Genomic DNA, 22,007 nt, shown 5'->3' with positions numbered 1-22,007 from the left:
CGTCATGGGGTGTTGCCTCCGCCTGAATGTATAGGGCGGTTGGTGGTAACGCGGGGAAGTGAAACATCTCAGTACCCGTAGGAAGAGAAAACAACATGTGATTCCGTGAGTAGTGGTGAGCGAAAGCGGATGAGGCTAAACCGTATGCGTGTGATAGCCGGCAGGCGTTGCGTGTGCGGGGTCGTGGGACCTTCCGGGAGGAGCTGCCGCTCCTTCGAGCAGTGAGAAATCCAGTGGGTAGTCGAAGTCTCTGGGAAGGGACGCCGTAGACCGTGAGAGCCGGGTAGGCGAAACCTGTTGGACTGCTGGAGGGGATCCCAAGTAGCACGGGGCCCGAGAAATCCTGTGTGAATCTGCCAGGACCACCTGGTAAGCCTAAATACTCCCTGATGACCGATAGTGCACTAGTACCGTGAGGGAAAGGTGAAAAGCACCCCGGTGAGGGGTCGTGAAATAGTACCTGAAACCGTGTGCCTACAAGCCGTAGGAGCGTGCACAGCTTGCTGTGCGTGATGTGACTGCGTGCCTTTTGAAGAATGAGCCTGCGAGTTATGGTGTGTGGCGAGGTTAACCCGTGTGGGGGAGCCGTAGGGAAACCGAGTCTGAATAGGGCGTTTGAGTCGCATGCTGTAGACCCGAAGCGGAGTGATCTAGGCATGGGCAGGTTGAAGCGTGGGTAAGACTGCGTGGAGGACCGAACCCACCAGGGTTGAAAACCTGGGGGATGACCTGTGTTTAGGGGTGAAAGGCCAATCAAACTCCGTGATAGCTGGTTCTCCCCGAAATGCATTTAGGTGCAGCGTCGCGTGTTTCTTGCCGGAGGTAGAGCACTGGATGGCCGATGGGCCCGACAAGGTTACTGACGTCAGCCAAACTCCGAATGCCGGTAAGTGAGAGCGTGGCAGTGAGACTGCGGGGGATAAGCTCCGTAGTCGAGAGGGAAACAGCCCAGACCACCGACTAAGGCCCCTAAGCGTGTGCTAAGTGGGAAAGGATGTGGAGTCGCAGTGACAACCAGGAGGTTGGCTTAGAAGCAGCCACCCTTGAAAGAGTGCGTAATAGCTCACTGGTCAAGTGATTCCGCGCCGACAATGTAGCGGGGCTCAAGTGCACCGCCGAAGTCGTGGCATTCACACATTGAGCCTGGCAGCGTGAGCTGTCTGGGTGTGTGGATGGGTAGGGGAGCGTCGTGCGGCCGGCGAAGCAGCCGAGTGATCGAGTTGTGGAGGCCGTGCGAGTGAGAATGCAGGCATGAGTAGCGAATCAGAAGTGAGAAACTTCTGCGCCGGATGACCAAGGGTTCCTGGGCCAGGCTAATCCGCCCAGGGTAAGTCGGGACCTAAGGCGAGGCCGACAGGCGTAGTCGATGGACAACGGGTTGATATTCCCGTACCCGTGGTGATGCGCCCATATCGAATCCAGTGATACTAAGGGTCCTTAACTCGATCGTCCCTTCGGGGATGGTGTCAGAGTGAACGCCTGGCCTGATCTGGTAGTAGGTAAGCGATGGGGTGACGCAGGAAGGTAGCCCATCCCAGGCGATGGTAGTCCTGGGGTAAGCAGGTAGGGAGAGAGGTAGGCAAATCCGCCTCTCATGTATCCTGAGATGTGATGCCGAGCCGATTGTGGCGAAGTGGGTGATCCTATGCTGCCGAGAAAAGCCTCTAGCGAGCATCAGTGCGGCCCGTACCCGAAACCGACTCAGGTGGTCAGGTAGAGAATACCAAGGCGATCGGGTGAACTGTGGTTAAGGAACTCGGCAAATTGCCCCCGTAACTTCGGGAGAAGGGGGGCCTTCGCTGGTGACGGGACTTGCTCCCCGAGCTGGTGGGGGCCGCAGTGGCCAGGGGGAAGCGACTGTTTACTAAAAACACAGGTCCGTGCGAAGTCGTAAGACGATGTATACGGACTGACGCCTGCCCGGTGCTGGAACGTTAAGGGGACCGGTTAGCGGGCGCAAGCCTGCGACGCTGAGAACTTAAGCGCCAGTAAACGGCGGTGGTAACTATAACCATCCTAAGGTAGCGAAATTCCTTGTCGGGTAAGTTCCGACCTGCACGAATGGCGTAACGACTTCCCCGCTGTCTCAACCGCAGACCCGGCGAAATTGCACTACGAGTAAAGATGCTCGTTACGCGCAGCAGGACGGAAAGACCCCGGGACCTTCACTACAGCTTGACATTGGCGTTTGGAGCGTCTTGTGTAGGATAGGTGGGAGACTATGAGGCTCGGACGCTAGTTCGGGTGGAGTCATTGGTGAAATACCACTCTGGTCGTTTTGAACGTCTAACTTCGGTCCGTGATCCGGATCAGGGACAGTGTCTGGTGGGTAGTTTAACTGGGGCGGTTGCCTCCTAAAGGGTAACGGAGGCGCCCAAAGGTTCCCTCAGCCTGGTTGGCAATCAGGTGTCGAGTGTAAGTGCACAAGGGAGCTTGACTGTGAGACCGACGGGTCGAGCAGGAGCGAAAGCTGGGACTAGTGATCCGGCGGTGGCATGTGGAAGCGCCGTCGCTCAACGGCTAAAAGGTACCCCGGGGATAACAGGCTGATCTTCCCCAAGAGTCCATATCGACGGGATGGTTTGGCACCTCGATGTCGGCTCGTCGCATCCTGGGGCTGGAGTAGGTCCCAAGGGTTGGGCTGTTCGCCCATTAAAGCGGTACGCGAGCTGGGTTTAGAACGTCGCGAGACAGTTCGGTCCCTATCCGCTGCGCGCGCAGGAGACTTGAAAGGGGCTGTCCCTAGTACGAGAGGACCGGGACGGACGAACCTCTGGTGTGCCAGTTGTTCCGCCAGGAGCACGGCTGGTTGGCTACGTTCGGAAGGGATAACCGCTGAAAGCATCTAAGCGGGAAGCTCGCCTTGAGATGAGGTCTCCCACCCGTGAGGGGTAAGGCTCCCGGTAGACGACCGGGTTGATAGGCCGGAGGTGGAAGCGCAGTAATGTGTGGAGCTGACCGGTACTAATAGGCCGAGGACTTGACCTCAAAGTTTATGCTTGGTTTCTGCAGCGCTCTGTATCCTCGCCGGGTCCGGAGCAGCGCGAAACCGGGGTTCTTGCTCGCGTCCACTAGGCAATTCTGAGACGGCAAACGGGTTTCCTGTTTGATTGTTTCATGGGGTTACGGCGGTTATGGCGAAGGGGAAACACCCGGTTACATTCCGAACCCGGAAGTTAAGCTCTTCAGCGCCGATGGTACTGCACTCGGGAGGGTGTGGGAGAGTAGGTCGCCGCCGGACATTTGTTGAGTGAGGGCCGCCCTTCGGGGCGGCCCTTTCTTGTTTTCTATGGTGCTGTTTCCGGGGTGGTGCGGGGCGGGCCGGGTCGTCCTTCAGGGGCGGTCGGTGATCGTTATCCGGTGTGCAGTGCGAAGGTCTCCGGTCACCGTGGTACGGCTGCGAGCCGGGCAACTCGCCCCAGGCGTACTGCCGAGGCCAGTGGAAGACCCCGGCGGTCTCGTAGAACTCGATGCGCCGGCTCTCGTAGCGGGCCAGACAGTGATCGAGTTCCTCAACAGGGTCTATAGGGTCTGGGGACTTTGGGTGACTTGCTAGGCTGGAGAGGCCGGGCCACCCCCACCGCGGGTGGCCTTCGTCGCGCCAGACCACGATAGGGCGGGGCAGCGATAGCGAACGGGGCGCACCCCGCGGCCGGAGACCGCCCGTACAACGATTCGTCCCGCGAAGCAAGACGGGACGCGCTCGCCAAATGAGCAAACGAATGGACCAGAAGTGAACAGTGACAACGGGCGTGACGGCGAGGGCCGCCGCGAGGAGAGCGAGAACCGCGGATCGGGCGGTCAGGGGGGCTACCGCGGTGATCGCATGAACCAGGGCGGACGCCCCGGCGACGGTCCGCGATACGGAGAGCGGCGAGAGGGCCGTTCCGGAGGAACATACGGTTCGCGGGATCGAGGTGACCGTCCGTTCAACCGTGATGATCGTGGTGGTCAGCGTTCGTACGGTGATCGGGATCAGGCGCGGGGTCAGTACGGTTCGCGGGACCGGGGGGATCGTCCGTCGTTCGGTCGTGAGGGCGGTCCGCGTCCCTATGGTGACAGGGGTGACCGTCCGGGGGGTCGCCCTTCGGGGGATCGTCCGTCGTTCGGTCGGGATGACCGGCCGCGTGGTGGTGGGTATCGGGATCGGGACGATCGTGGTGGGGAGCGTCGTCCGTTCAACCGGGACGACCGTCCCGGCGGTCGGCCTTACGGTGACCGGGACGGCGGCTTCCGCGGTCGTGATGATCGTGGTGGTCAGCGTTCGTACGGTGATCGGGATCAGGCGCGGGGTCAGTACGGTTCGCGGGACCGGGGGGATCGTCCGTCGTTCGGTCGGGATGACCGGCCGCGTGGTGGTGGGTATCGGGATCGGGACGATCGTGGTGGGGAGCGTCGTCCGTTCAACCGGGACGACCGTCCCGGCGGTCGGCCTTACGGTGACCGGGACGGCGGCTTCCGCGGTCGTGATGATCTTGGTGGTCAGCGTTCGTACGGTGATCGGGATCAGGCGCGGGGTCAGTACGGTTCGCGGGATCGCGGGGATCGTCCGTCGTTCGGTCGGGATGACCGGCCGCGTGGTGGTGGGTATCGGGATCGGGACGATCGTGGTGGGGAGCGTCGTCCGTTCAACCGGGACGACCGTCCCGGCGGTCGGCCTTACGGTGACCGGGACGGCGGCTTCCGCGGTCGTGATGATCGTGGTGGTCAGCGTTCGTACGGTGATCGGGATCAGGCGCGGGGTCAGTACGGTTCGCGGGATCGCGGGGATCGTCCGTCGTTCGGTCGGGATGACCGGCCGCGTGGTGGTGGGTATCGGGATCGGGACGATCGTGGTGGGGAGCGTCGTCCGTTCAACCGGGACGACCGTCCCGGCGGTCGGCCTTACGGTGACCGGGACGGCGGCTTCCGCGGTCGTGATGATCGTGGTGGTCAGCGTTCGTACGGTGATCGGGATCAGGCGCGGGGTCAGTACGGTTCGCGGGATCGCGGGGATCGTCCCTCGTTCGGTCGGGATGACCGGCCGCGTGGTGGTGGGTATCGGGATCGGGACGATCGTGGTGGGGAGCGTCGTCCGTTCAACCGGGACGACCGTCCCGGCGGTCGGCCTTACGGTGACCGGGACGGCGGCTTCCGCGGTGAAGGCGGCTCCCGCAGCCGTTACAGCCGTGATGAACCGAGCGGTCGCCGCAACGACGAGGCGCCGGCGCGAGAGCGTGAGGAGCTGCCTCCGCTCGCTCCGGACATCACCGCCGAGGAGCTCGACAAGGAGATTCGCGAGGAACTGCGCTCTCTCCCCCTCGACCTCGCCGATCTGATCTCCCGTCACCTGGTGGCGGCGGAGCGGGCTCTCGGGGAGGAGGACGCCGAGCAGGCGTACGAGCACACCAAGGTCGCCCGCCGCTTCGCCGCCAGGATCGGTGTGATCCGCGAGGCCGTCGGCATCGCCGCCTATCGGGCAGGGCATTTCGCGGAGGCGCTCAGTGATCTGCGTGCCGCTCGCCGGATGACGGGGTCGGAGTCGTTCCTACCGATCATGGCGGACTGCGAGCGCGGTCTCGGACGCCCGGAGCGGGCTCTCGATCTGGCCCGCTCCAAGGAGGCCGAGCGCCTCGACCGGGTGGGAAAGATCGAGATGGCCATCGTGGAGTCCGGTGCACGCCGGGATCTCGGCCAGAAGGACGCTGCGGTCATCACCCTTCAGCGGCTGCCCGAGCTGCGTGACGAGCGTCCTCAGCCCTGGTCGGCGCGGCTGGCCTTCGCCTACGCCGATGCCCTGGCGGACGCGGGACACGAGGGTGCGGCCACGGAGTGGTTCGGTCGCGCGATGGCCTTCGACGAGGACGGCGAGACCGACGCGGCCGAGCGTTACGCCGAGCTCACCGGTGCCGTCATCGAGGACCTCGAAGAGGACGGCGAAGAGGGCTCTGCGGATTCAGAGGACGCGGAGACCGACGTGACCCGTGACGGCGTGACCCGTGATGCGGACGCCGACGAGGCCCCCGAGGACGGTACGGACATCGGGCTCGAGAGCTTCAGCGTGCTGGACGAGCAGATCGAAGATGACGACGATCTCGACGGGGACGACGAGCGGGTCATCGACGAGATCGCGGAGGAAGAGTCCCCCACGGTCGAGGAGCCGACCCGTGAGGAGGACGTCACGGAGCGGAAAGCCGTGCAGAAGCCCGAGACCGGTGTCGGTCCGGCCTTCATCGAGCCTGATTTCGGTGACATCCTCGATGACTCCGTCGAGGCCGACGACGACCGAGGCGGCGAGCACGAGGCCGACGAGGACGCCGAGAAGGACGCCGAGGACGGGAAGAAGTAGTCCTTGATCGGTCGGGGGGCGAACCATCCCGGTTCGTCCCCCGACCGATTCGGCGTCTCAGGGCTGGACCCGGTCCAGCCAGTGCATGATGCCGGCGACGTTGGACGGGGCTCCGCTCAGCAGTTCGAACTGCTCGGCGGTCGCGTCGTCGCTCCTGAGCGCCGCGTAACGCTCCTGCGTGCGTTCCCTGACCATGGCCACCGCATGGTCCAGGTCCATGCCCTCCGAGCGGGCCTGCCGGGTCAGATCGACCCAGATCCGGAGTTCCTCCGCAGAGCGCCCCAGGGTCTCCGCCACGTCGGTGACCGGGCCGTAGTGGCTGAACAGCAGGCGCTGCGGGCGGAGGTCCTCGAACAGCGCGATGGAGTCCAGGGCGGTGTCCAGGTCGAAGTCCGGTGGAGGGGTGGCGGGACGCAGGTCGCCGGTCTGCGGGAGGTAGACGCCCGCGGCGTCTCCGACGTAGAGGTCCCCGGTGCCGGAGTCGATGAGCCCCACGTGATGCTTGGCGTGGCCGGGGGAGTAGTGGCTGTGCAAGGCCCGGCCGTTGCCGAGGTCGACGGATCCGCTGTCGCCGAGCGCGCGGATCCGGGAGGCGTCGGTGGCGGACAGCTCACCGAACAGGACGTCCAGCTTGTCCCCCCAGACCATCCGGGCGCTCGCCATGAGCCGTGACGGGTCGGCGAGGTGCCGCGCGCCTTTCTCGTGCACCACGATCTCCGCCTCGGGGTAGAACCCCGCGATGTCCCCGACACCGCCGGCGTGGTCCAGATGGATGTGCGTGACGACGACCGTCGCGAGATCGCGGGGACCGACCCCCAGTGAGGTCAGGGCGTCCCTGACCACCGGGGCCGAGGTGGAGGTCCCCGTCTCCACCAGGCAGGGACGATCCCCGAGGATCAGGTAACCCGCCGTTATGCCGGAGTATCCGGCCATTCTCGTATCGATCTCGTAGACGTCCCCGCCAAGATCGGTGATGTTGTCCACAGGCCACCTCGGAACTGGAACCGGCATCCCCAGAATGACCTTCCAGCCATCCCGGCACAGCTCTCATCGTAGAGAGTCGTCCTCGGTCAGCAGAGATCGAAGGAGGATCCGATGGATCGCAATGAGGTCGTCCTGGCGGGCCGTCTGCCCGAGACCGTTCAGGTCAGGTCGTTGCAGAGCGGCACCAGGTTCGGCACCTGGCGGCTGGTCGTCCGGAGACGGCAGCAGCAGGGGCGCGGCATCCGCGTGGACACCATCCCGTGCGTGGCGTTCGAGCCCGGTGTCGTCGAGACGGTGACCGGGTGGAGTCCCGACGACATGGTCGAGGTCGTCGGCTCCCTGCGTCGGCGGTGGTGGGGGAAGGACGGGGCGAAGGCATCCGGCTACGAGGTCGAGGTCCGTTCGGTGAGACGGCTCGAACATCGGCCCCCGGAGGCCTGCGACCAGCACGAGAGCGTCTCCGCCGGTGCTGCCCCCGCTCGCGGCTGAACCCTCCGGTCCCGTGACGGTGACACTCCGCCGACCGGCGGAGACCTGATCGCCGGGGCTCCGATACCGGTCGGCCGGTTCCTCCGATCCCGTGCCCCTCTACCGGGGCGGGCCGCCCGGCGAGGGAGACCCGTCCTCTCCGGAAGGCCTGGGCCTCCGGTCCGGCTGCACGGTGAGCAGGCGCAGGATCAGGCCGGTGCGGGGCTTGGGGCCGAAGGAGGTGGACTTGCGCGGGACCCGCTCGTTCTGCGCGGCGACCGCGAGCACGTCGTCGACCGCGAGGGGGTTCAGCAGCACGGCGGTCCCCCCGCTGTCACGGGCGAGCCGTACCGCGGCCTCGGGGTCGTGGTGCACGATGCGCACCGAGTGCTCGTCGTCCTGCATCCCCCAGACCTTCGGCAACAGGAACTCCGTGAGGACCGAGGTGTTCAGCGCACGCCACCGGGCGGAGCGGTCCGCGGGCATGGCGTGCTCGAGCTGGCAGGGGTCGGGATCGGTGAGCAGGTGCGTGGGGCCTCCGTCGGACAACAGGAAGGCGGGGCCGGTGGCCTCCTCCAGCGCGGCGAGGCCCTTGGCCAGGTCGGCGTGCTCGTGGACCTGCCAGGCGCCCCTCGCACGGGCGACGGCCTCGCCGAGCGGCAGGCCCGGGATGACCCGGTGGATGGCCTTCAGCTCCGGTGGGTAGGCCTCGACGTCCACCAGGAGGGCCAGGCCGAAGTCCCAGGGCCCGGGCTCGTCCCTCCCGGTGCGGGAGCCGGCCGCGTGGTGCTCCGCCTGCAGTGCGCGGTAGGTGGCGTAGCGGTGGTGACCGTCGGCGATGAGGGCGCTGCGGTCGCGCAGGTCGTCGTCGAGTTCGGAGAGCTCGGCGGGGTCGGTCACGGCCCAGAGCCGGTGGCGCACCCCGTCCCGTGTCTCGGCTTCGGTCAGCGGCGGGCGGGTGGCGGCGACCCGGTCGACGAGACGGGTGGCGGCGCCGCCCCGGCCCTCGTAGAGGAGGAAGATGGGTTCCAGGTTGGCCTCGGTCGTGCGCATGAGTGCGAGGCGGTCGGCCACCGGGCCGGGCATGACGTCCTCGTGAGGCAGGATCACCCGCTGCCCGGGGGCGGCCAGGCCCACGTCTCCGATGAGCCCTCGCTGGAGCACCCCCTGCCCGGCCTGCTCGTAGACGTACACCGCGGGTGCCGCGTCGACGACCAGCACCCCGGAGGAGAGCCAGGACCCGAGGATCTCACGGGCCTCGGCGTAGCGGTGGCGGTCGGCTCCGGGAAGGATCAACCGCACGACGTTGTTGGGGTGGGAGTCGAGAAGCTCGCGCACGTCGTTCTCCGCGATGAGATCGTAAGGCGGCGAGGTCACCTCGGCCAGATCGTCGACCGCGAACCGCACGCCGTGGAACGGACGCAGCACCAGTCCGTCGGGTATCGGCAGTTCAGGATTGGCCATACGGGGCATGCTGCCATAAGGCCTGGAACGTCCGGATATCGCCCTGCGGGTGTGGCGGTGCCGCTCCCACCAGGGAAATCGGTCGGATCTGCCGCCTGTCGATGAAGGAGGCCTTGGCAATGGTCGAAGGACGCGGTCCGTCTGATTCCCCCGATTCCGGCCTCGGATCCGAGGCCGGTGCGCCGGCGGGGAACGTCTACGAGTGGTTCCAGCGCGGGATGAGACTCCTGGCCGAGGGGAGCCCCGCGGCCGCCGCCGCGCTGCTGGAGCGCGCCGCCGACGCCGAGCCCGAGTCGCGGAGCATCCGCGAGGCGCTCGCCCGCGCCCAGTTCAACTCCAGGCGCTACGCCGAGGCCGTCGACAGTTTCCGCTGGATCGTCGATGCCAACCCGACCGAGGACTACGCCTACTTCGGACTGGGCCTGGCCCTGTGGCGGACCGGGGACATGGAGGCCGCCCAGGAGCCCCTGGCCATCGCCGTCGCGATGCGGCCCGACCAGCGCCATTACGTCTCGGCGCTGAAGAGCGTCCGCGCGACGCTGCGCGCCCGCCGGACGTGACCGGGAACGAACTCCTGAGGGGCGCGGCCGGGGCGGATGATGGAATGATCCGGTGGACTCACAGACGCTGATCGACGCCTATGACACCCTCCTGCTGGACCTGGACGGGGTCGTGTACCTCGGCCGGGGCGCAGTGCCCGGGGCCCCTGAGGCTCTGCGGCGGGCGGAGGAACGCGGCGTACGGCTCGCCTACGTCACCAACAACGCCTCCCGCACCCCCGCCGCGATCGCCGGTCATCTGAGCGAGCTCGGCGCCCCCGCGACGCCCGCCGACGTCGTCACCTCGGCGCAGGCGGCGGCGCGGCTGGTCGCCGAGCGGGTCGCCCCGGGGTCGGCGGTCCTGGTGGTGGGGGGCATGGGGCTGCGTGCCGCACTGCGCGCCCACGGCCTGCGCCCGGTCAGCACCGCCCTGGAGGAGCCGGCGGCGGTGGTGCAGGGCATCGCGCCCGACCTCTCCTACGGCCTGTTGTCGGAGGGCGCGCTGGCCGTACGGCGGGGGGCCCTGTTCGTCGCCGCGAACGCGGACTCGACCATGCCGACCGGCCGGGGAGAGCTGCCGGGCAACGGCGCGATGACGCGGGTGATCGCCGCCGCGACGGGGGTGGAGCCGATCGTTGCCGGGAAGCCGGAGCCGCCGCTGCACCGTGAATCGATGATCCGGACCGGTGCGGCCCGGCCGCTCGTGGTCGGAGACCGGCTCGACACCGACATCGAGGGGGCCCGCAACGCCGGGGTGGACAGCCTGCTGGTGCTGACCGGCGTCGCGGGCCCCCTCGACCTGCTGACCGCCGGGCCCGGGCAGCGGCCCACCTACCTCGCCGCCGACCTGTCCGCGCTGCACCGGCCGTACACCGCCCCGGGACGGGACGGCGGAGGATGGACCTGTGCGGGCTGGGCCGCCCGGTGGGCCGGGGGGAGGCTCCGGCTGGAGGGCGGGGGCGAGCCCTCCGACGGGCTGCGGGCGGCCTGTGCCGCCGCGTGGGAGGCCGCCGGGGACGAGCGGGCGGACGAGGACGCGGTGAAGGACGTGCTCGCCTCCCTGCTCCGGGGCGACGCGCTCTCCGGGGGGCCCGGTCTGCGCGGGTGACCCGGGATTCCGGGAGATCGACCCCGCGGTTCCGGGCGGCTCGGGTCTCCTGTGCACCCCGGGCCGCTCGGACCACCCGGGTCGGCCGGATCACCCGGGGCGCGCAGGGGACCGGCTGACCGGCCCACCGGGACCGGACCGTCCGAACCCCTGCCGACCGGACGGCCGGGGATCAGACCGTCCGGCCCCCGGGTGTCCGGACGATTCCCGGGTGCCCGGACGCTCCCCGGGCCGCCGTGCCGTACGGGCGCTCAGAGGAGTTTGCGGAGGCGCATGAGGTCGCCGAAGCTGGCGTCGATCTTGACCCGTCCGCCGAAGACGGCGCGTCCCATGTCGAGCTCGCCGTTGACGAGCGCGACCAGGTCGTCGCTGCCGATGGTCAGCTTCACCGCGGGGGAGGCGCCGTCGGCCGGAGGGCTGTCGTCGAAGGGGCCGAGGCCGCCGTGGTGGATGCGGCCGTGGAAGGTGACTCCCAGGTCGCTGACGTGGCAGCTGATGGTGCGCTCGACCACATGCTTCGCGCGGTCCTCCGGGGCGATCTCGTCGAACTGCTCGCCGAGCTTCCGAAGTGCCGCCCGGCACTCGTCGATGGTCGCCATCGAGTGGCGCTCCTTTCTCCTTGAGGACCGGCCCGGATCCCATTCCCTATGGACGGTAGCGTTCCACATGGACGCGGTGCGCGATCCGGTGCGGCGGGCGCGCCGGGGACCGGCCCGTCCCCGCCCGGGCCGTCGCAGGACGCGGGAGCGGCCGGCGGCTCCGTCGGGATGACAACGAGCGGGGCATGCGCGATAGTTCGCGGGCGGCTCGGTTCGGGTAGGCCCGATCCGCTCCGCCCGCACGGCGGAGCGCGGACGGAGCGGGTTCCGGCCGGGACCCGGGGGCGGGGTCCGGGGGCGGGGTCCGGCCTCCCGGGAACCGCCCGTGCCGCGGTGATCGAGGAGGTATGGTTGTGTCGATCGAACATGTGATCGATTACCGGCTCGCCGGCCGGATCCCCCCGTCCCGGTGTGCCCGGAAGGGCGCCGCGACGGCGAAGAGCACCTCCGGAGGGGGCGCATGACGGACCTGCGGGATCTCTCGGAGAAGACCGGGGACGAACGGGTGGACACCGCGCTGCGCGGCCTCGCCGTGCTCGGCGACGTGCCGGTGGCGGCGCACGTGGGCGTGTTCGAAGAGGTCCTCGCCGGGCTGGAGGACGCACTCGCCTCGGCGGACGACGCCCAGGGCGGTTCCCGATGAGCCGGCGGGCACGCCTCGACAGCGAGCTCGTCCGCCGGAAGCTGGCCCGCTCCCGTGAGCAGGCGGCCCAGCTCATCGAGGCGGGCCGGGTGACCATCGGAGGCCGGACGGCGGCCAAGCCCGCCACGCAGGTCGACACCGCCTCGGCGATCGTGGTCACCGAGGCGGAGGAGGGGCCCGACTACGTCTCGCGGGGCGCGCACAAGCTCGTCGGGGCGCTGGCGGCGTTCGGCCCGGAAGGGCTGAGCGTCCGGGGGCGGCGCTGCCTGGACGCCGGCGCGTCGACCGGCGGGTTCACCGACGTGCTGCTGCGCGAAGGCGCGGCGCACGTGCTCGCCGTCGACGTCGGGTACGGCCAGCTCGCCTGGTCGCTCAGGACCGACGAGCGGGTCACGGTCATGGAGCGGGTCAACGTCAGGGACCTGACTCCCGAGATGGTCGGCGAGGCCCCCACGCTGGTCGTCGGCGACCTGTCGTTCATCTCCCTGCGGCTGGTGCTGCCCGCCCTGGCCGCCTGCGCCGCCCCGGAGGCGGACTTCGCGATGCTGGTCAAGCCGCAGTTCGAGGTCGGCAGGGAGCGGGTCGGCGCGGGCGGCGTCGTCCGCGACCCGGTGCTGCGCGCGCAGGCCGTACGAGACGTCGCCGAGGCCGCGCAGGCGCTCGGCCTGGTCGTGCGGGGCGTCACCGCCAGCCCCCTCCCGGGCCCCTCGGGCAACGTCGAGTACGTGATCTGGCTGGGCAAGGGGGAGGGCGCTCCGCCGGTGGAGGACATCGACGCGGAGATCGCGCGCGCGGTGGCGGAGGGTCCGCAGTGACCGCGCGGCCCCATGCCGAGCCCCCGGCGACTCCCGGGACGGGCCCGTCGGCCGGTTCCCGGGCGGCGCAGGCGGCCGGGTCCTCGTCCGGGTCCTCGGCCGAACCCTCCGCAGGACGGGCCGCGGCGTCGAAGCGCACCGTGCTCGTCACCGCCCACACGGGGCGGGAGGCCGCCGTCGACAGCGCCCGGATGGTGATCGGCCGGCTCGTCGAGGAGGGCCTGACCGTGCGCGTGCTCGGCGCCGAGGCGGAGGCCGTCGCCTGCCCGGGGGTCGACGTGGTGCCCACGGGCCTGTCCGCGATCCAGGACGCCGAGATGATGATCGTCCTCGGCGGCGACGGCAGCCTCCTGCGGGCCGCCGAGCTGGCCCGCCCGGCCGGGGTCCCGCTGCTCGGGGTCAACCTCGGGCACGTGGGCTTCCTCGCCGAGGCCGAGGTGGAGGACCTGGCGGCGGCGGTGGACTGCGTGGTGCAGGGGCGCTACGACGTCGAGGAGCGGATGACGATCGAGGTCACCGCCCGCCTCAACGGGCAGGTGCTGGCCGACACGTGGGCGCTGAACGAGGCCACCGTGGAGAAGCGCGAGCGCATGCTCGAGGTGGTCGCCGAGATAGACGGGCGGCCGCTGTCGCGGTGGGGGTGCGACGGGGTCATCTGCGCCACGCCGACCGGTTCGACCGCGTACGCGTTCTCCGCCGGAGGGCCGGTCGTCTGGCCCGAGGTGGAGGCGTTGCTGCTGGTGCCGATCAGCGCGCACGCGCTGTTCGCCCGGCCGCTGGTGGTCTCGCCCCGCTCCGCCCTGGCGCTGGAGATCCAGCCGCAGACCGCGGGCGCGGTGCTGTGGTGCGACGGCCGCCGCCGGTTCGACCTGCCCGCCGGGGCCAGGGTCGAGGTCCGCCGGGGCGAGGTTCCGGTACGGCTCGCCCGGCTGCACGGCGTGGAGGACACCGGGGCGCCGTTCACCGACCGGCTGGTGGCCAAGTTCGACCTCCCCGTCCAGGGGTGGCGCGGCCGTACGAGGCCCTAGAGTCCGTCCGCGGACCCATGTTCTGCCGCGCGGCCCCGGGGTCGCGCGTCCGGGCGGTGGCAGGTGCGAGCGCGTAGGATCGTGCCCGCGCACCGCACTGATGTTCGGTCGATTCGATGTGACGGGAGGGACCAGTGCGACCCAGGGTCGAGGAGGTCCGCATCCAGGGGCTCGGCGTGATCGACGAGGCCGTCCTGGCGTTGTCGCCGGGATTCACCGTGGTCACCGGTGAGACCGGTGCGGGCAAGACCATGGTGGTGACCGGTCTCGGGCTGTTGTTCGGCGGCCGGGCCGACCCCGCCCGGGTCCGTCCCGGGGCCGACAAGGCCACCGTCGAGGGCACCCTCGTGGTCGACCCGCGGGGCCGGGTGGCCCAGCAGGTCGAGGACCTCGGCGGCGTGGTCGAGGACGGTGAGCTGATCGTCTCGCGCACGGTCTCCGCCGAGGGCCGCAGCCGGGCCTGGCTGGGCGGGCGCGGCGTCCCGGTGGGCACGCTCACCTACCTGGCCGAAGACCTGGTGGCCGTGCACGGGCAGATGGACCAGCAGCGGCTGCTGCAGCCGGGCCGCCAGCGCGCCGCGCTCGACCGCTACGCCGGTGACGAGCTGGTCAAGCCGTTGCGCGCCTACGAGCAGGCCTACAAGCGGCACCGGGAGGTCGCCGAGCAACTGGCCGAGCTCACCACCAGGGCCAGGGAGCGCAGCCAGGAGGCCGACCTGCTCAGGTTCGGGCTGGAGGAGGTCGAGAAGGCCGATCCCAAGCCGGGGGAGGACGCCGGCCTCCTGGAGGAGGAGGAGCGGCTCTCCCACGCCGACGCGCTCAGGACCGCCGCTGAGACGGCGCACACCGCGCTGCTCGGCGACCCCATGTCCGCCGAGCAGGCCGTGCAGGACGCCGCCTCGCTGGTCGGGCAGGCGCGCGCCGCGGTCGACGCGGTCCGCGACTTCGACCCGGCGCTGGCCGGGCTCGCCGACCGGCTCGCCGAGGCCGGCTACCTCATCTCCGACATCGCCACGGAACTGGCCGGCTACGCCGAGTCGATCGAGGCCGATCCGGCGCGGCTGGCGGCCGTCCAGGAGCGCCGGGCCGTCCTCACCCACCTGGTGCGCAAGTACGGCGAGGACACCGCGGCGGTGCTCGGCTGGGCCGAGCAGGCCGCGCGCCGCCTGGCCGAGCTGGAGGGCGACGACGACCGGATCGGCGACCTCACCCGCGAGCAGGAGGAGCTCACCGGCCGCCTCACCGAGCTGGCCGCCGAGCTGACCCGGATCCGCAGGGCCGCCGCCGAGCGGTTCGGACGGGCCGTCACCGAGGAGCTCACCGCCCTGGCCATGCCGCACGCGCGCGTCGTGGTCGAGATCGGCGAGGCGGCCGACTTCGGCCCGCAGGGCGTGGACGAGGTCGAGCTGCGCATGTCCCCGCATCCGGCGTCGCCGCCGCTGCCGCTCAACAAGGGGGCCTCGGGCGGTGAGCTGAGCCGTGTCATGCTGGCCATCGAGGTGGTGTTCGCCGGTGCCGACCCGGTGCCGACGTTCGTGTTCGACGAGGTCGACGCGGGGGTCGGCGGCAAGGCCGCGGTCGAGATCGGGCGGAGGCTGGCCCACCTCGCCCGCACCGCGCAGGTGATAGTGGTCACACACCTGCCGCAGGTCGCGGCCTTCGCCGACCAGCACCTGGTCGTGGAGAAGGCCGACGACGGCAGCGTGGTGCGCAGCGGCGTGGTGGCCCTGGACCGGGACGGCCGGATCCGCGAGCTCTCCCGCATGCTGGCGGGTCTGGAGGACTCCGAGCTCGGCCGGGCGCACGCCGAGGAGCTGCTGGCCGCGGCGGCCGCGGCCAAGGAATGAGCGGTCCGTCCGCACGTCCGGGCGGGCGCGTCCGGACGGCGGCGCGCGGCGCCGGGGTTGACACGCCGCCCGGTACGGGACTCTCCCGCTCTCTCCCTCTGGCAGGATGGACACGATGAAGGTTCCGACTGACGGGCTGCAACGCAGGCTCAACGGATACCTCCGCCGCAGGAAGGTCACGGACCTTCCCGGGGTGACGGCAGTGGCGAGGATCGACCGGCGGACCAAGAGGCTGACAAAACGCCTCCAGGCCGGGGAGATCGCAATCATCGATCACGTGGACGTCGACCGGGTGAGCGCGGAGGCGCTTGTCGCGTGCGGCGCGGCGGGCGTGGTCAACGTCGCCGCGGGCATCAGCGGCCGCTACCCCAACATGGGGCCGCAGATCATCATCGAGGCGGGCGTGCCGTTCGTCGACAACGCCACCTCCGAGCTGTTCGAGCGGATCAAGGACGGCGACCTGGTCCGCCTGCACGAGGGCGCGGTCTACCTCGACGACGAGCTCGTGGGCAAGGGCGAGGTGCAGACGGCCGAGTCCGTCGAGGCCGCGATGGCCGAGGCGCGGGCCGGCCTGACCGTCCAGATCGAGGCGTTCGCCGCGAACACCATGGAGTACGTCCGCCGTGAGCGGGACCTGCTCATCGACGGGGTCGGCGTGCCCGACATCCGGACCGACATGGAGGGGCGCCACGTCCTCATCGTGGTCCGCGGTTACCACTACAAGGAGGACATCGCGGCCCTGCGCCCCTACATCCGGGAGTACCGCCCCGTGATGATCGGCGTCGACGGCGGCGCCGACGCGCTGCTGGAGGCCGGATACATGCCGGACGTCATCGTCGGCGACTTCGACTCGGTCTCCGCCAAGGCGCTGTCGTGCGGCGCGGAGCTGGTCGTGCACGCCTACCGGGACGGCCGGGCGCCGGGCCTGGAGCGGGTCGAGCAGCTCGGGCGCGAGGCCGTGGTCTTTCCGGCGATCGGGACCAGCGAGGACATCGCGATGCTGATCGCCGACGACAAGGGCGCCGAGCTGCTCGTCGCCGTCGGCACGCACTGGACGCTGGAGGAGTTCCTGGACAAGGGACGGTCCGGCATGGCCAGCACCTTCCTCACCCGGTTGCGGGTGGGCAGCAAGCTCATCGACGCGAAGGGCGTCAGCCGGCTCTACCGCAGCCGGATCTCCACTCCGTCCCTGCTCCTGCTCGTCGCCACGACGCTGATCACCATGGGGGTCGCGATCTTCGTCTCCCCGGTGGGCAAGATCTGGATCGACAGCCTCCGCGACGTCTGGAGCAGCTTCACCTTCTGGCTGGTCGGACTCTTCTCGTGATCGATTTCCGCTATCACCTCGTCTCCATCGTCGCGATCTTCCTCGCGCTCTCGGTCGGCATCGTGCTGGGCACCACCCTGCTGGAGGAGCCGGCCATCAAGACGGCCGAGACCCTCGCCGACCAACTCAGCAAGGGCAACACCGAGCTCCGCGACCAGCTGGACGTCCTGCGCAAGCGCGAGGCCGGAAACGACGCCTTCGCCGCCGCCCGCACCCCCGAGCTGGTCCGGGGCGGGCTGGCCGGGCAGAGCGTCGTGATCGTCGAGGCCCCCGGCGCCACCGCGGCCGTCCGCGACGCGGTGCAGCAGACGATCTCCGACGCCGGGGCGACGGTGACCGGCCGGGTCACCCTCACCGAGAAGTACGTCGACGCCGAGCAGTCGGGCTTCATCGACCGGCTCGCCCTCGCGGTCAAGCCGGCGAGCGTGGTCTTCCCCGCGGAGGACACGCCGTACGACAAGGCCGCGGCGGTGCTGGCCAGCGCGATCGTGACCGCCGATCCCACCCAGACGGGCAAGGAGAACCCGGAGGCGGGAGGGATCCTCGACGCCTTCGAGCGCGCGGGGCTGCTCAGCGTCACCGGGACGGCCGCCACGCCCGCAGCCGACGGCCGGGAGGCCTCCGCGGCGCCGGAGGGGCGGCTCTTCCTGGCGGGCGCGGCGGTGCTGATCGCACCCGCGGAGCCGTACGCCGGGGAGAGCGCGGCCGCGCAGGCGGACGCGCTCGCGGCGACGGCGCTCGGCCTGGACGAGGGTTCCCGGGGGAGCGTGCTGACCGGCACCGCGGCCGCCACCGCGGCCGGCGGGGCCCTGGCCGCGCTGCGTGAGAACACCGTGGCCGCGGAGAAGGTCTCCAGCGTGGACACCGCCGATATGTCCGCGGGCCGGGTCGTGGTGGTCTACGCTCTGCGGGAGCAACTGGCCGGCGGCGTCGGCCAGTACGGCATCGGCACCGGCGCCTCGGCCTTCGAGCCCACCGCGCCGACCCCGGCGCCGTCGGCCTCCCCGCCCCCCACCGCCGATTCCGGAGGATGATCCGATGGCTCGTCGCGCTCTTCTCGGAGCCCTCGCCGGTGCCGTGCTCGGCGCCGCGGCGGCCCGGGCCGCCTATGCGGCGTTCACCCGCAGGCCGCCGGTCGGCGACGCGGAGACCTGGAACCGGACCAACCACCGGGGCGAGCCGATCACGCTGCTCGAAGGGCCCGCGTTCGTCGCGGGCGCGGGTACGGCGGCCGCGGTGCTCCCCGGCCTCCCGGTACGGCTGCGCGCGGCCGCGCTGCTGGCCGTCGCGGGCGGCGGCGGGTTCGGCGGCTACGACGACCTGTACGGGGTGACGTCCTCCAAGGGGTTCAAGGGCCACCTGACCGCCCTGTCCAAGGGCGAGGTCACCAGCGGCGCCGTGAAGATCATCGGGATCGGCGCGACCGGGCTGGCCGCCGCCGCGCTGACCTCCCGGGGCGTCGCCGACACGGTGGTCAACGGCGCGCTGGTCGCCGGGAGCGCGAACCTGGCCAACCTCTTCGACCTGCGCCCCGGCCGGGCGATCAAGGTCGGGCTGCTCTGCGGCGCGCCGCTGCTCGCGGCCGCGGTCCGGCGCGACGACCCCGTCCGGGCCGGACTGGCCGCGCTCTCGCTCGGCGCGGCCGCCGCGCTCCTGCCCGAGGACCTGGGCGAGCGGGCGATGCTGGGCGACGCCGGGGCCAACGCGCTGGGCGCGCTGCTCGGCCTGGCCGCCTCCGTCACCCTCGGCCGCCCGGGCCGCCTGGCCGTGCTCGGCACGGTCGTGGCGCTGACCGCCGCCTCGGAGAAGATCAGCTTCACCAGGGTGATCGCGGGCAACCCCGTGCTCCACAGGATCGACATGCTCGGCCGCCGCCCCGTGGAGCAGGCGCCCGGCCACCGATGACCACGAGGATCGGTCAGGGGGTCGCGGGAGCGGCGCTCCTCATCGGAGCGGTGACCGTCGCGGCCCGGATCGCCGGCTTCGGCAGGTACTACGTCCAGTCGCACACCGTCGGCAACGCGTGCCTGGGCACCGCCTACACCACCGCCAACTACGTGCCCAACATCGTCTTCGAACTGGTGGCGGGGGGCGCGCTGGCGGGCATGGTGGTGCCGGTGCTGGCCTCGGCGGCCGCCCGGTCCGGTGACGATCCCCGGGCCAGGGCGGAGGCCGGACGGATCACCTCGGTGCTGCTCACCTGGACGATGCTGGCCCTGGTGCCGCTGACCCTGCTGGTCGCGGTGCTCGCCGGGCCGGTCGTCGCCCTGCTGGTCAGGCTGCCGGAGGGCTGCGACGCCGTGCAGGTCGTCGAGGTCGGCACGCGCATGCTGGTCGTCTTCGCCCCCCGGGTGATCTTCTTCGGGCTCGCCGTCGTCCTGTACGGCGTGCTCCAGGCGCACCGGCGCTTCATGGGACCCGCCCTCGCGCCGCTGGTCTCCAGCCTGGTCATCGTCGCCTCGCACCTGCTGTTCGCCCGGCTCGACGGGGACGCGGCCGGGAACCTGGGCGCGCTGGACCCGGCCGGGGAGCTGACCCTCTCGCTCGGGGCGACGGCGGCGGCCGCCGTGATGGTGCTGACCGTGATCGGCCCGGTGGCCCGGCTCCGGCTCCGGCTGCGCCCGGCGCTCTCCTTCCCGCCGGGCGTGGCCGCCCAGGCCAGGCGGCTGGCCACGGCCGGTCTCGCGGTGCTCGTCGCCCAGCAGGTCGCGCTGACCGTCGTGGTCGTGCTCACCAACGAGTTCGGCGGAGAGGGCAGGATCACCTTCTACACCTACGCCTGGGCGCTGTACCAGCTGCCGTTCGCGGTGCTCGCCGTACCGGTGGCGACCAGTTCCTTCCCCACGCTGTCCGTGCGCGCGGCCGACGGGGACCGTTCGGGCTTCGACGCGCTGGCCGCCTCCACCACGCGGATCATCGTGCTGGCGATGGGGCTGTCGGCGGGCGTGATGGCCGCGGTCGCCCTGCCCGTCTCCCGGCTCTTCCTGGAGGACACCCCGGGCGGTGAGGGCGGGAGACCGGGGGAGATGGCGGAGGCCGTGGCGCTGTTCGCGCCGGGGCTGATCGGCTACGCGCTGGTGTTCCACCTGGCCCGGGTGCTGTACGCCTGCGGCCGGGGCCGTTCGGCGGCCCTCGCCTCGGTGGCGGGATGGGCCGTGGCGCTGGTCGCGCAGACCGTGCTCGCGAGCACGGCGGAGGACCCGGCCGACGTGGTGGGGCGGCTGGCGCTGGGCAGCACGATCGGGATGACCGCCGGCGGCGTGCTGCTGGCCGGCGCGGTGCTGCGGGCCCGGGGTGCCGCGGCGCTCGCCGGGACGTGGCGCGCGCTGCTCGCCGCGCTGGCGGGCGGGGGCGCGGGGTACGGCGCCGGGCTGGCCGTGGCGACGGCCTTCTCCGATGTGCCGAAGTGGATGTGCCCGGTCACCGGGACCGGGGCCGCGCTGGCCGCCGCGGCGGTGTTCGCCGCCGTGGCCGCGGCGGTCGACGGGCCGGACGCCAGGGCACTGCTCGCCCGGCTGCCCGGAGCCGGGAAGTCCCGCGGCGGCGAGCCGGGTGCGGCGGGTGGACGGTCCGCGGGCGGGGCGCCCCGCGGAGACGGGAGGGAACGGGCCGATGGCTGAGACGGGGACGCGGGTGGCGCTCGTGCTGGGGACCAGCGCGGGCGGGGTCGGGCGGCATGTGGCGATGCTGGCCGGCGGGCTGCTCGGCCGGGGCTGCCGGGTGGTGGTGGCCGGGCCGCCCGATACGGACGCGGTCTTCGGGTTCGCGCGGCTCGGTGCCAGGTTCGTGCCGGTGCCGATCTCCGACCGGCCGCGCCCGGGCGGGGACCTGCGGGCCGTACGGGCACTGCGGGGACTGCGGGGGGCGGACGCCGTGCACGCGCACGGGTTGCGGGCGGGCGCGCTGGCGGCGCTGGCCCTGAGCGGGACCGGCACGCCCCTGGCGGTGACCCTGCACAACGCCGCCACGGCCGGAGGCGCGATCGGCGCGGTCTACCGGGTGCTGGAGACGATCGTCGCCCGCCGCGCCGACCGGGTCCTGGCGGTCTCGCCCGACCTGGGGGAGCGGATGACCGCGCTGGGGGCACGGCGGGTCACGGCGGCCGTGGTCCCCGCACCGGTCCTGGCCGCCTCGGGACGGTCACCGGAGGAGGTCCGGGCGGGACTCGGCGCGGGGGACCTGCCGGTCTTCCTGACCGTCGCCAGGCTGGCCCAGCAGAAAGGGCTGGAGACGCTCCTCGACGCGGTGGCCCGCCTCGCCTCCGGTCCGTCGCCGCGGGCGCTGTTCCTCGTCGCGGGCGACGGGCCGCTCCGGGAGGGGCTGCAGCGGCGGATCGACCGGGAGGGGCTGCCGGTGCGGCTGCTGGGCAACCGGGACGACGTGGCCGACCTGCTCGGGGTGGCACGGGCGCTGGTCGTGCCCAGCAGGTGGGAGGGGCAGCCGCTGAGCGTGCAGGAGGCGTTGCGGTCGGGCACGCCGGTGATCGCCACCGCCGTCGGGGGGATCCCCGGGATGGTCGGTGAGGGCGGGCTGCTGGTGCCGTACGGCGACGCCGCCGCGCTCGCCGACGCGGTCGCCCGGGTGCTCGGCGACGACGGGCTCGCCCGCAGGCTGGCAGGGGAGGCCGTCCGGCGGGGCCGCGAACTGCCGGGGGAGCAGGAGGCGCTGGACGCTGCGCTGGAGGTCTACCGGGGGTCGTGGCGTTGACAGGAGGCGCTGGGAGTCTGCCGCGGGTCGCGGTGTCGACAGGAGGCGCTGGATGCGGCACCGGAGGTCTGCCGCGGCCGTGGTGTCGGTCGGAGCCCGGGCGGAGAAGCGGCCGGGGAGCAGGGACGGAGGCTCTCAAGAGTGGTGCTC

16 protein-coding genes, 2 rRNA genes and 1 pseudogene (1 of these 19 only partly in view) are annotated in these 22,007 nt (G+C 71.1%); 16 read left to right on the top strand and 3 right to left on the bottom strand.

Features of this window, described 5'->3' with window-relative positions:
* From HS048_RS24995 to HS048_RS24980, 4 genes are all read left to right on the top strand, one after another.
* Positions 1–2,988, top strand: a 23S ribosomal RNA gene (locus tag HS048_RS24995); it begins 136 nt to the left of the window's first position.
* Between the two features lie 136 nt (positions 2,989–3,124).
* Positions 3,125–3,241, top strand: a 5S ribosomal RNA gene (gene rrf, locus HS048_RS24990).
* Positions 3,242–4,064: 823 nt separating this feature from the next.
* Positions 4,065–5,318: a hypothetical protein gene (locus HS048_RS24985; RefSeq protein WP_196468845.1), complete on the top strand. Its 1,254-nt coding sequence runs from the start codon at positions 4,065–4,067 to the stop codon at positions 5,316–5,318.
* Between the two features lie 14 nt (positions 5,319–5,332).
* Complete coding sequence (locus HS048_RS24980) at positions 5,333–6,328, top strand: hypothetical protein (RefSeq protein ID WP_196468844.1); 996 nt, start codon at positions 5,333–5,335, stop codon at positions 6,326–6,328.
* 57 nt (positions 6,329–6,385) lie between these two features.
* On the opposite strand, the gene HS048_RS24975 is transcribed toward HS048_RS24980, so the two are convergent.
* Entirely contained in the window at positions 6,386–7,339 is a 954-nt protein-coding gene (locus HS048_RS24975; protein ID WP_068898979.1) for an MBL fold metallo-hydrolase, read from the bottom strand.
* 84 nt (positions 7,340–7,423) lie between these two features.
* Here HS048_RS24975 and HS048_RS24970 point away from each other — a divergent pair, with 84 nt between their 5' ends.
* Positions 7,424–7,801: a single-stranded DNA-binding protein gene (locus HS048_RS24970; RefSeq protein WP_196468843.1), complete on the top strand. Its 378-nt coding sequence runs from the start codon at positions 7,424–7,426 to the stop codon at positions 7,799–7,801.
* Positions 7,802–7,900: 99 nt separating this feature from the next.
* Here HS048_RS24970 and HS048_RS24965 read toward each other — a convergent pair whose 3' ends face one another.
* Positions 7,901–9,253, bottom strand: a complete 1,353-nt coding sequence (locus HS048_RS24965) for a DUF1015 domain-containing protein (RefSeq protein WP_196468842.1) — start codon at positions 9,251–9,253, stop codon at positions 7,901–7,903.
* Positions 9,254–9,363: 110 nt separating this feature from the next.
* On the opposite strand from HS048_RS24965, the gene HS048_RS24960 reads away from it, so the two are divergent.
* Together HS048_RS24960 and HS048_RS24955 are read left to right on the top strand one after the other, a co-directional pair.
* Complete coding sequence (locus HS048_RS24960; protein WP_068898983.1) at positions 9,364–9,804, top strand: M48 family metallopeptidase; 441 nt, start codon at positions 9,364–9,366, stop codon at positions 9,802–9,804.
* Positions 9,805–9,856: 52 nt separating this feature from the next.
* A complete protein-coding gene (locus HS048_RS24955) occupies positions 9,857–10,891 on the top strand; it encodes an HAD-IIA family hydrolase (RefSeq protein ID WP_196468841.1) in 1,035 nt (344 codons plus the stop codon).
* 251 nt (positions 10,892–11,142) lie between these two features.
* Here HS048_RS24955 and HS048_RS24950 read toward each other — a convergent pair whose 3' ends face one another.
* Positions 11,143–11,490, bottom strand: coding sequence for an SCP2 sterol-binding domain-containing protein (locus HS048_RS24950; protein ID WP_068898988.1), 348 nt, complete (start codon positions 11,488–11,490; stop codon positions 11,143–11,145).
* 460 nt (positions 11,491–11,950) lie between these two features.
* Here HS048_RS24950 and HS048_RS24945 point away from each other — a divergent pair, with 460 nt between their 5' ends.
* The 9 genes and pseudogenes from HS048_RS24945 to HS048_RS24905 all read left to right on the top strand — a co-directional run bounded on the left by HS048_RS24945 (position 11,951) and on the right by HS048_RS24905 (position 21,857).
* The gene (locus HS048_RS24945) at positions 11,951–12,133 is read left to right on the top strand and encodes a hypothetical protein (protein WP_068898990.1); all 183 of its coding nucleotides are present in this window, start codon (positions 11,951–11,953) and stop codon (positions 12,131–12,133) included.
* Positions 12,130–12,948 carry a TlyA family RNA methyltransferase gene (locus HS048_RS24940; protein WP_196468840.1) on the top strand — a complete coding sequence of 273 codons (819 nt, stop codon included), beginning with the start codon at positions 12,130–12,132 and terminating at the stop codon, positions 12,946–12,948. The genes HS048_RS24945 and HS048_RS24940 overlap by 4 nt, the downstream gene beginning before the upstream one ends.
* A 128-nt stretch (positions 12,949–13,076) precedes the next feature.
* A pseudogene (locus HS048_RS24935) lies at positions 13,077–13,976 on the top strand (NAD kinase); the annotation flags it as partial.
* Between the two features lie 134 nt (positions 13,977–14,110).
* Positions 14,111–15,823, top strand: coding sequence for a DNA repair protein RecN (gene recN, locus HS048_RS24930; protein WP_068898995.1), 1,713 nt, complete (start codon positions 14,111–14,113; stop codon positions 15,821–15,823).
* A 115-nt stretch (positions 15,824–15,938) separates the two neighbouring features.
* A complete protein-coding gene (gene steA / locus HS048_RS24925; protein ID WP_068898997.1) occupies positions 15,939–17,150 on the top strand; it encodes a putative cytokinetic ring protein SteA in 1,212 nt (403 codons plus the stop codon).
* Positions 17,147–18,184, top strand: a complete 1,038-nt coding sequence (locus HS048_RS24920) for a copper transporter (protein ID WP_196468839.1) — start codon at positions 17,147–17,149, stop codon at positions 18,182–18,184. The genes steA and HS048_RS24920 overlap by 4 nt, the downstream gene beginning before the upstream one ends.
* A gap of 4 nt (positions 18,185–18,188) precedes the next feature.
* Positions 18,189–19,055, top strand: coding sequence for a hypothetical protein (locus tag HS048_RS24915; protein ID WP_196468838.1), 867 nt, complete (start codon positions 18,189–18,191; stop codon positions 19,053–19,055).
* Positions 19,052–20,770, top strand: coding sequence for a murein biosynthesis integral membrane protein MurJ (gene murJ, locus HS048_RS24910; RefSeq protein WP_196468837.1), 1,719 nt, complete (start codon positions 19,052–19,054; stop codon positions 20,768–20,770). Before HS048_RS24915 ends, murJ begins: the two co-directional genes overlap by 4 nt.
* Positions 20,763–21,857 carry a glycosyltransferase family 4 protein gene (locus HS048_RS24905; protein ID WP_196468836.1) on the top strand — a complete coding sequence of 365 codons (1,095 nt, stop codon included), beginning with the start codon at positions 20,763–20,765 and terminating at the stop codon, positions 21,855–21,857. The genes murJ and HS048_RS24905 overlap by 8 nt, the downstream gene beginning before the upstream one ends.
* Positions 21,858–22,007: the final 150 nt, after the last annotated feature.

This window comes from Planomonospora sp. ID91781 (assembly GCF_015711595.1).
Lineage (GTDB): Bacteria > Actinomycetota > Actinomycetes > Streptosporangiales > Streptosporangiaceae > Planomonospora > Planomonospora parontospora.
This window is presented reverse-complemented; position numbering and strand designations above follow the sequence as displayed.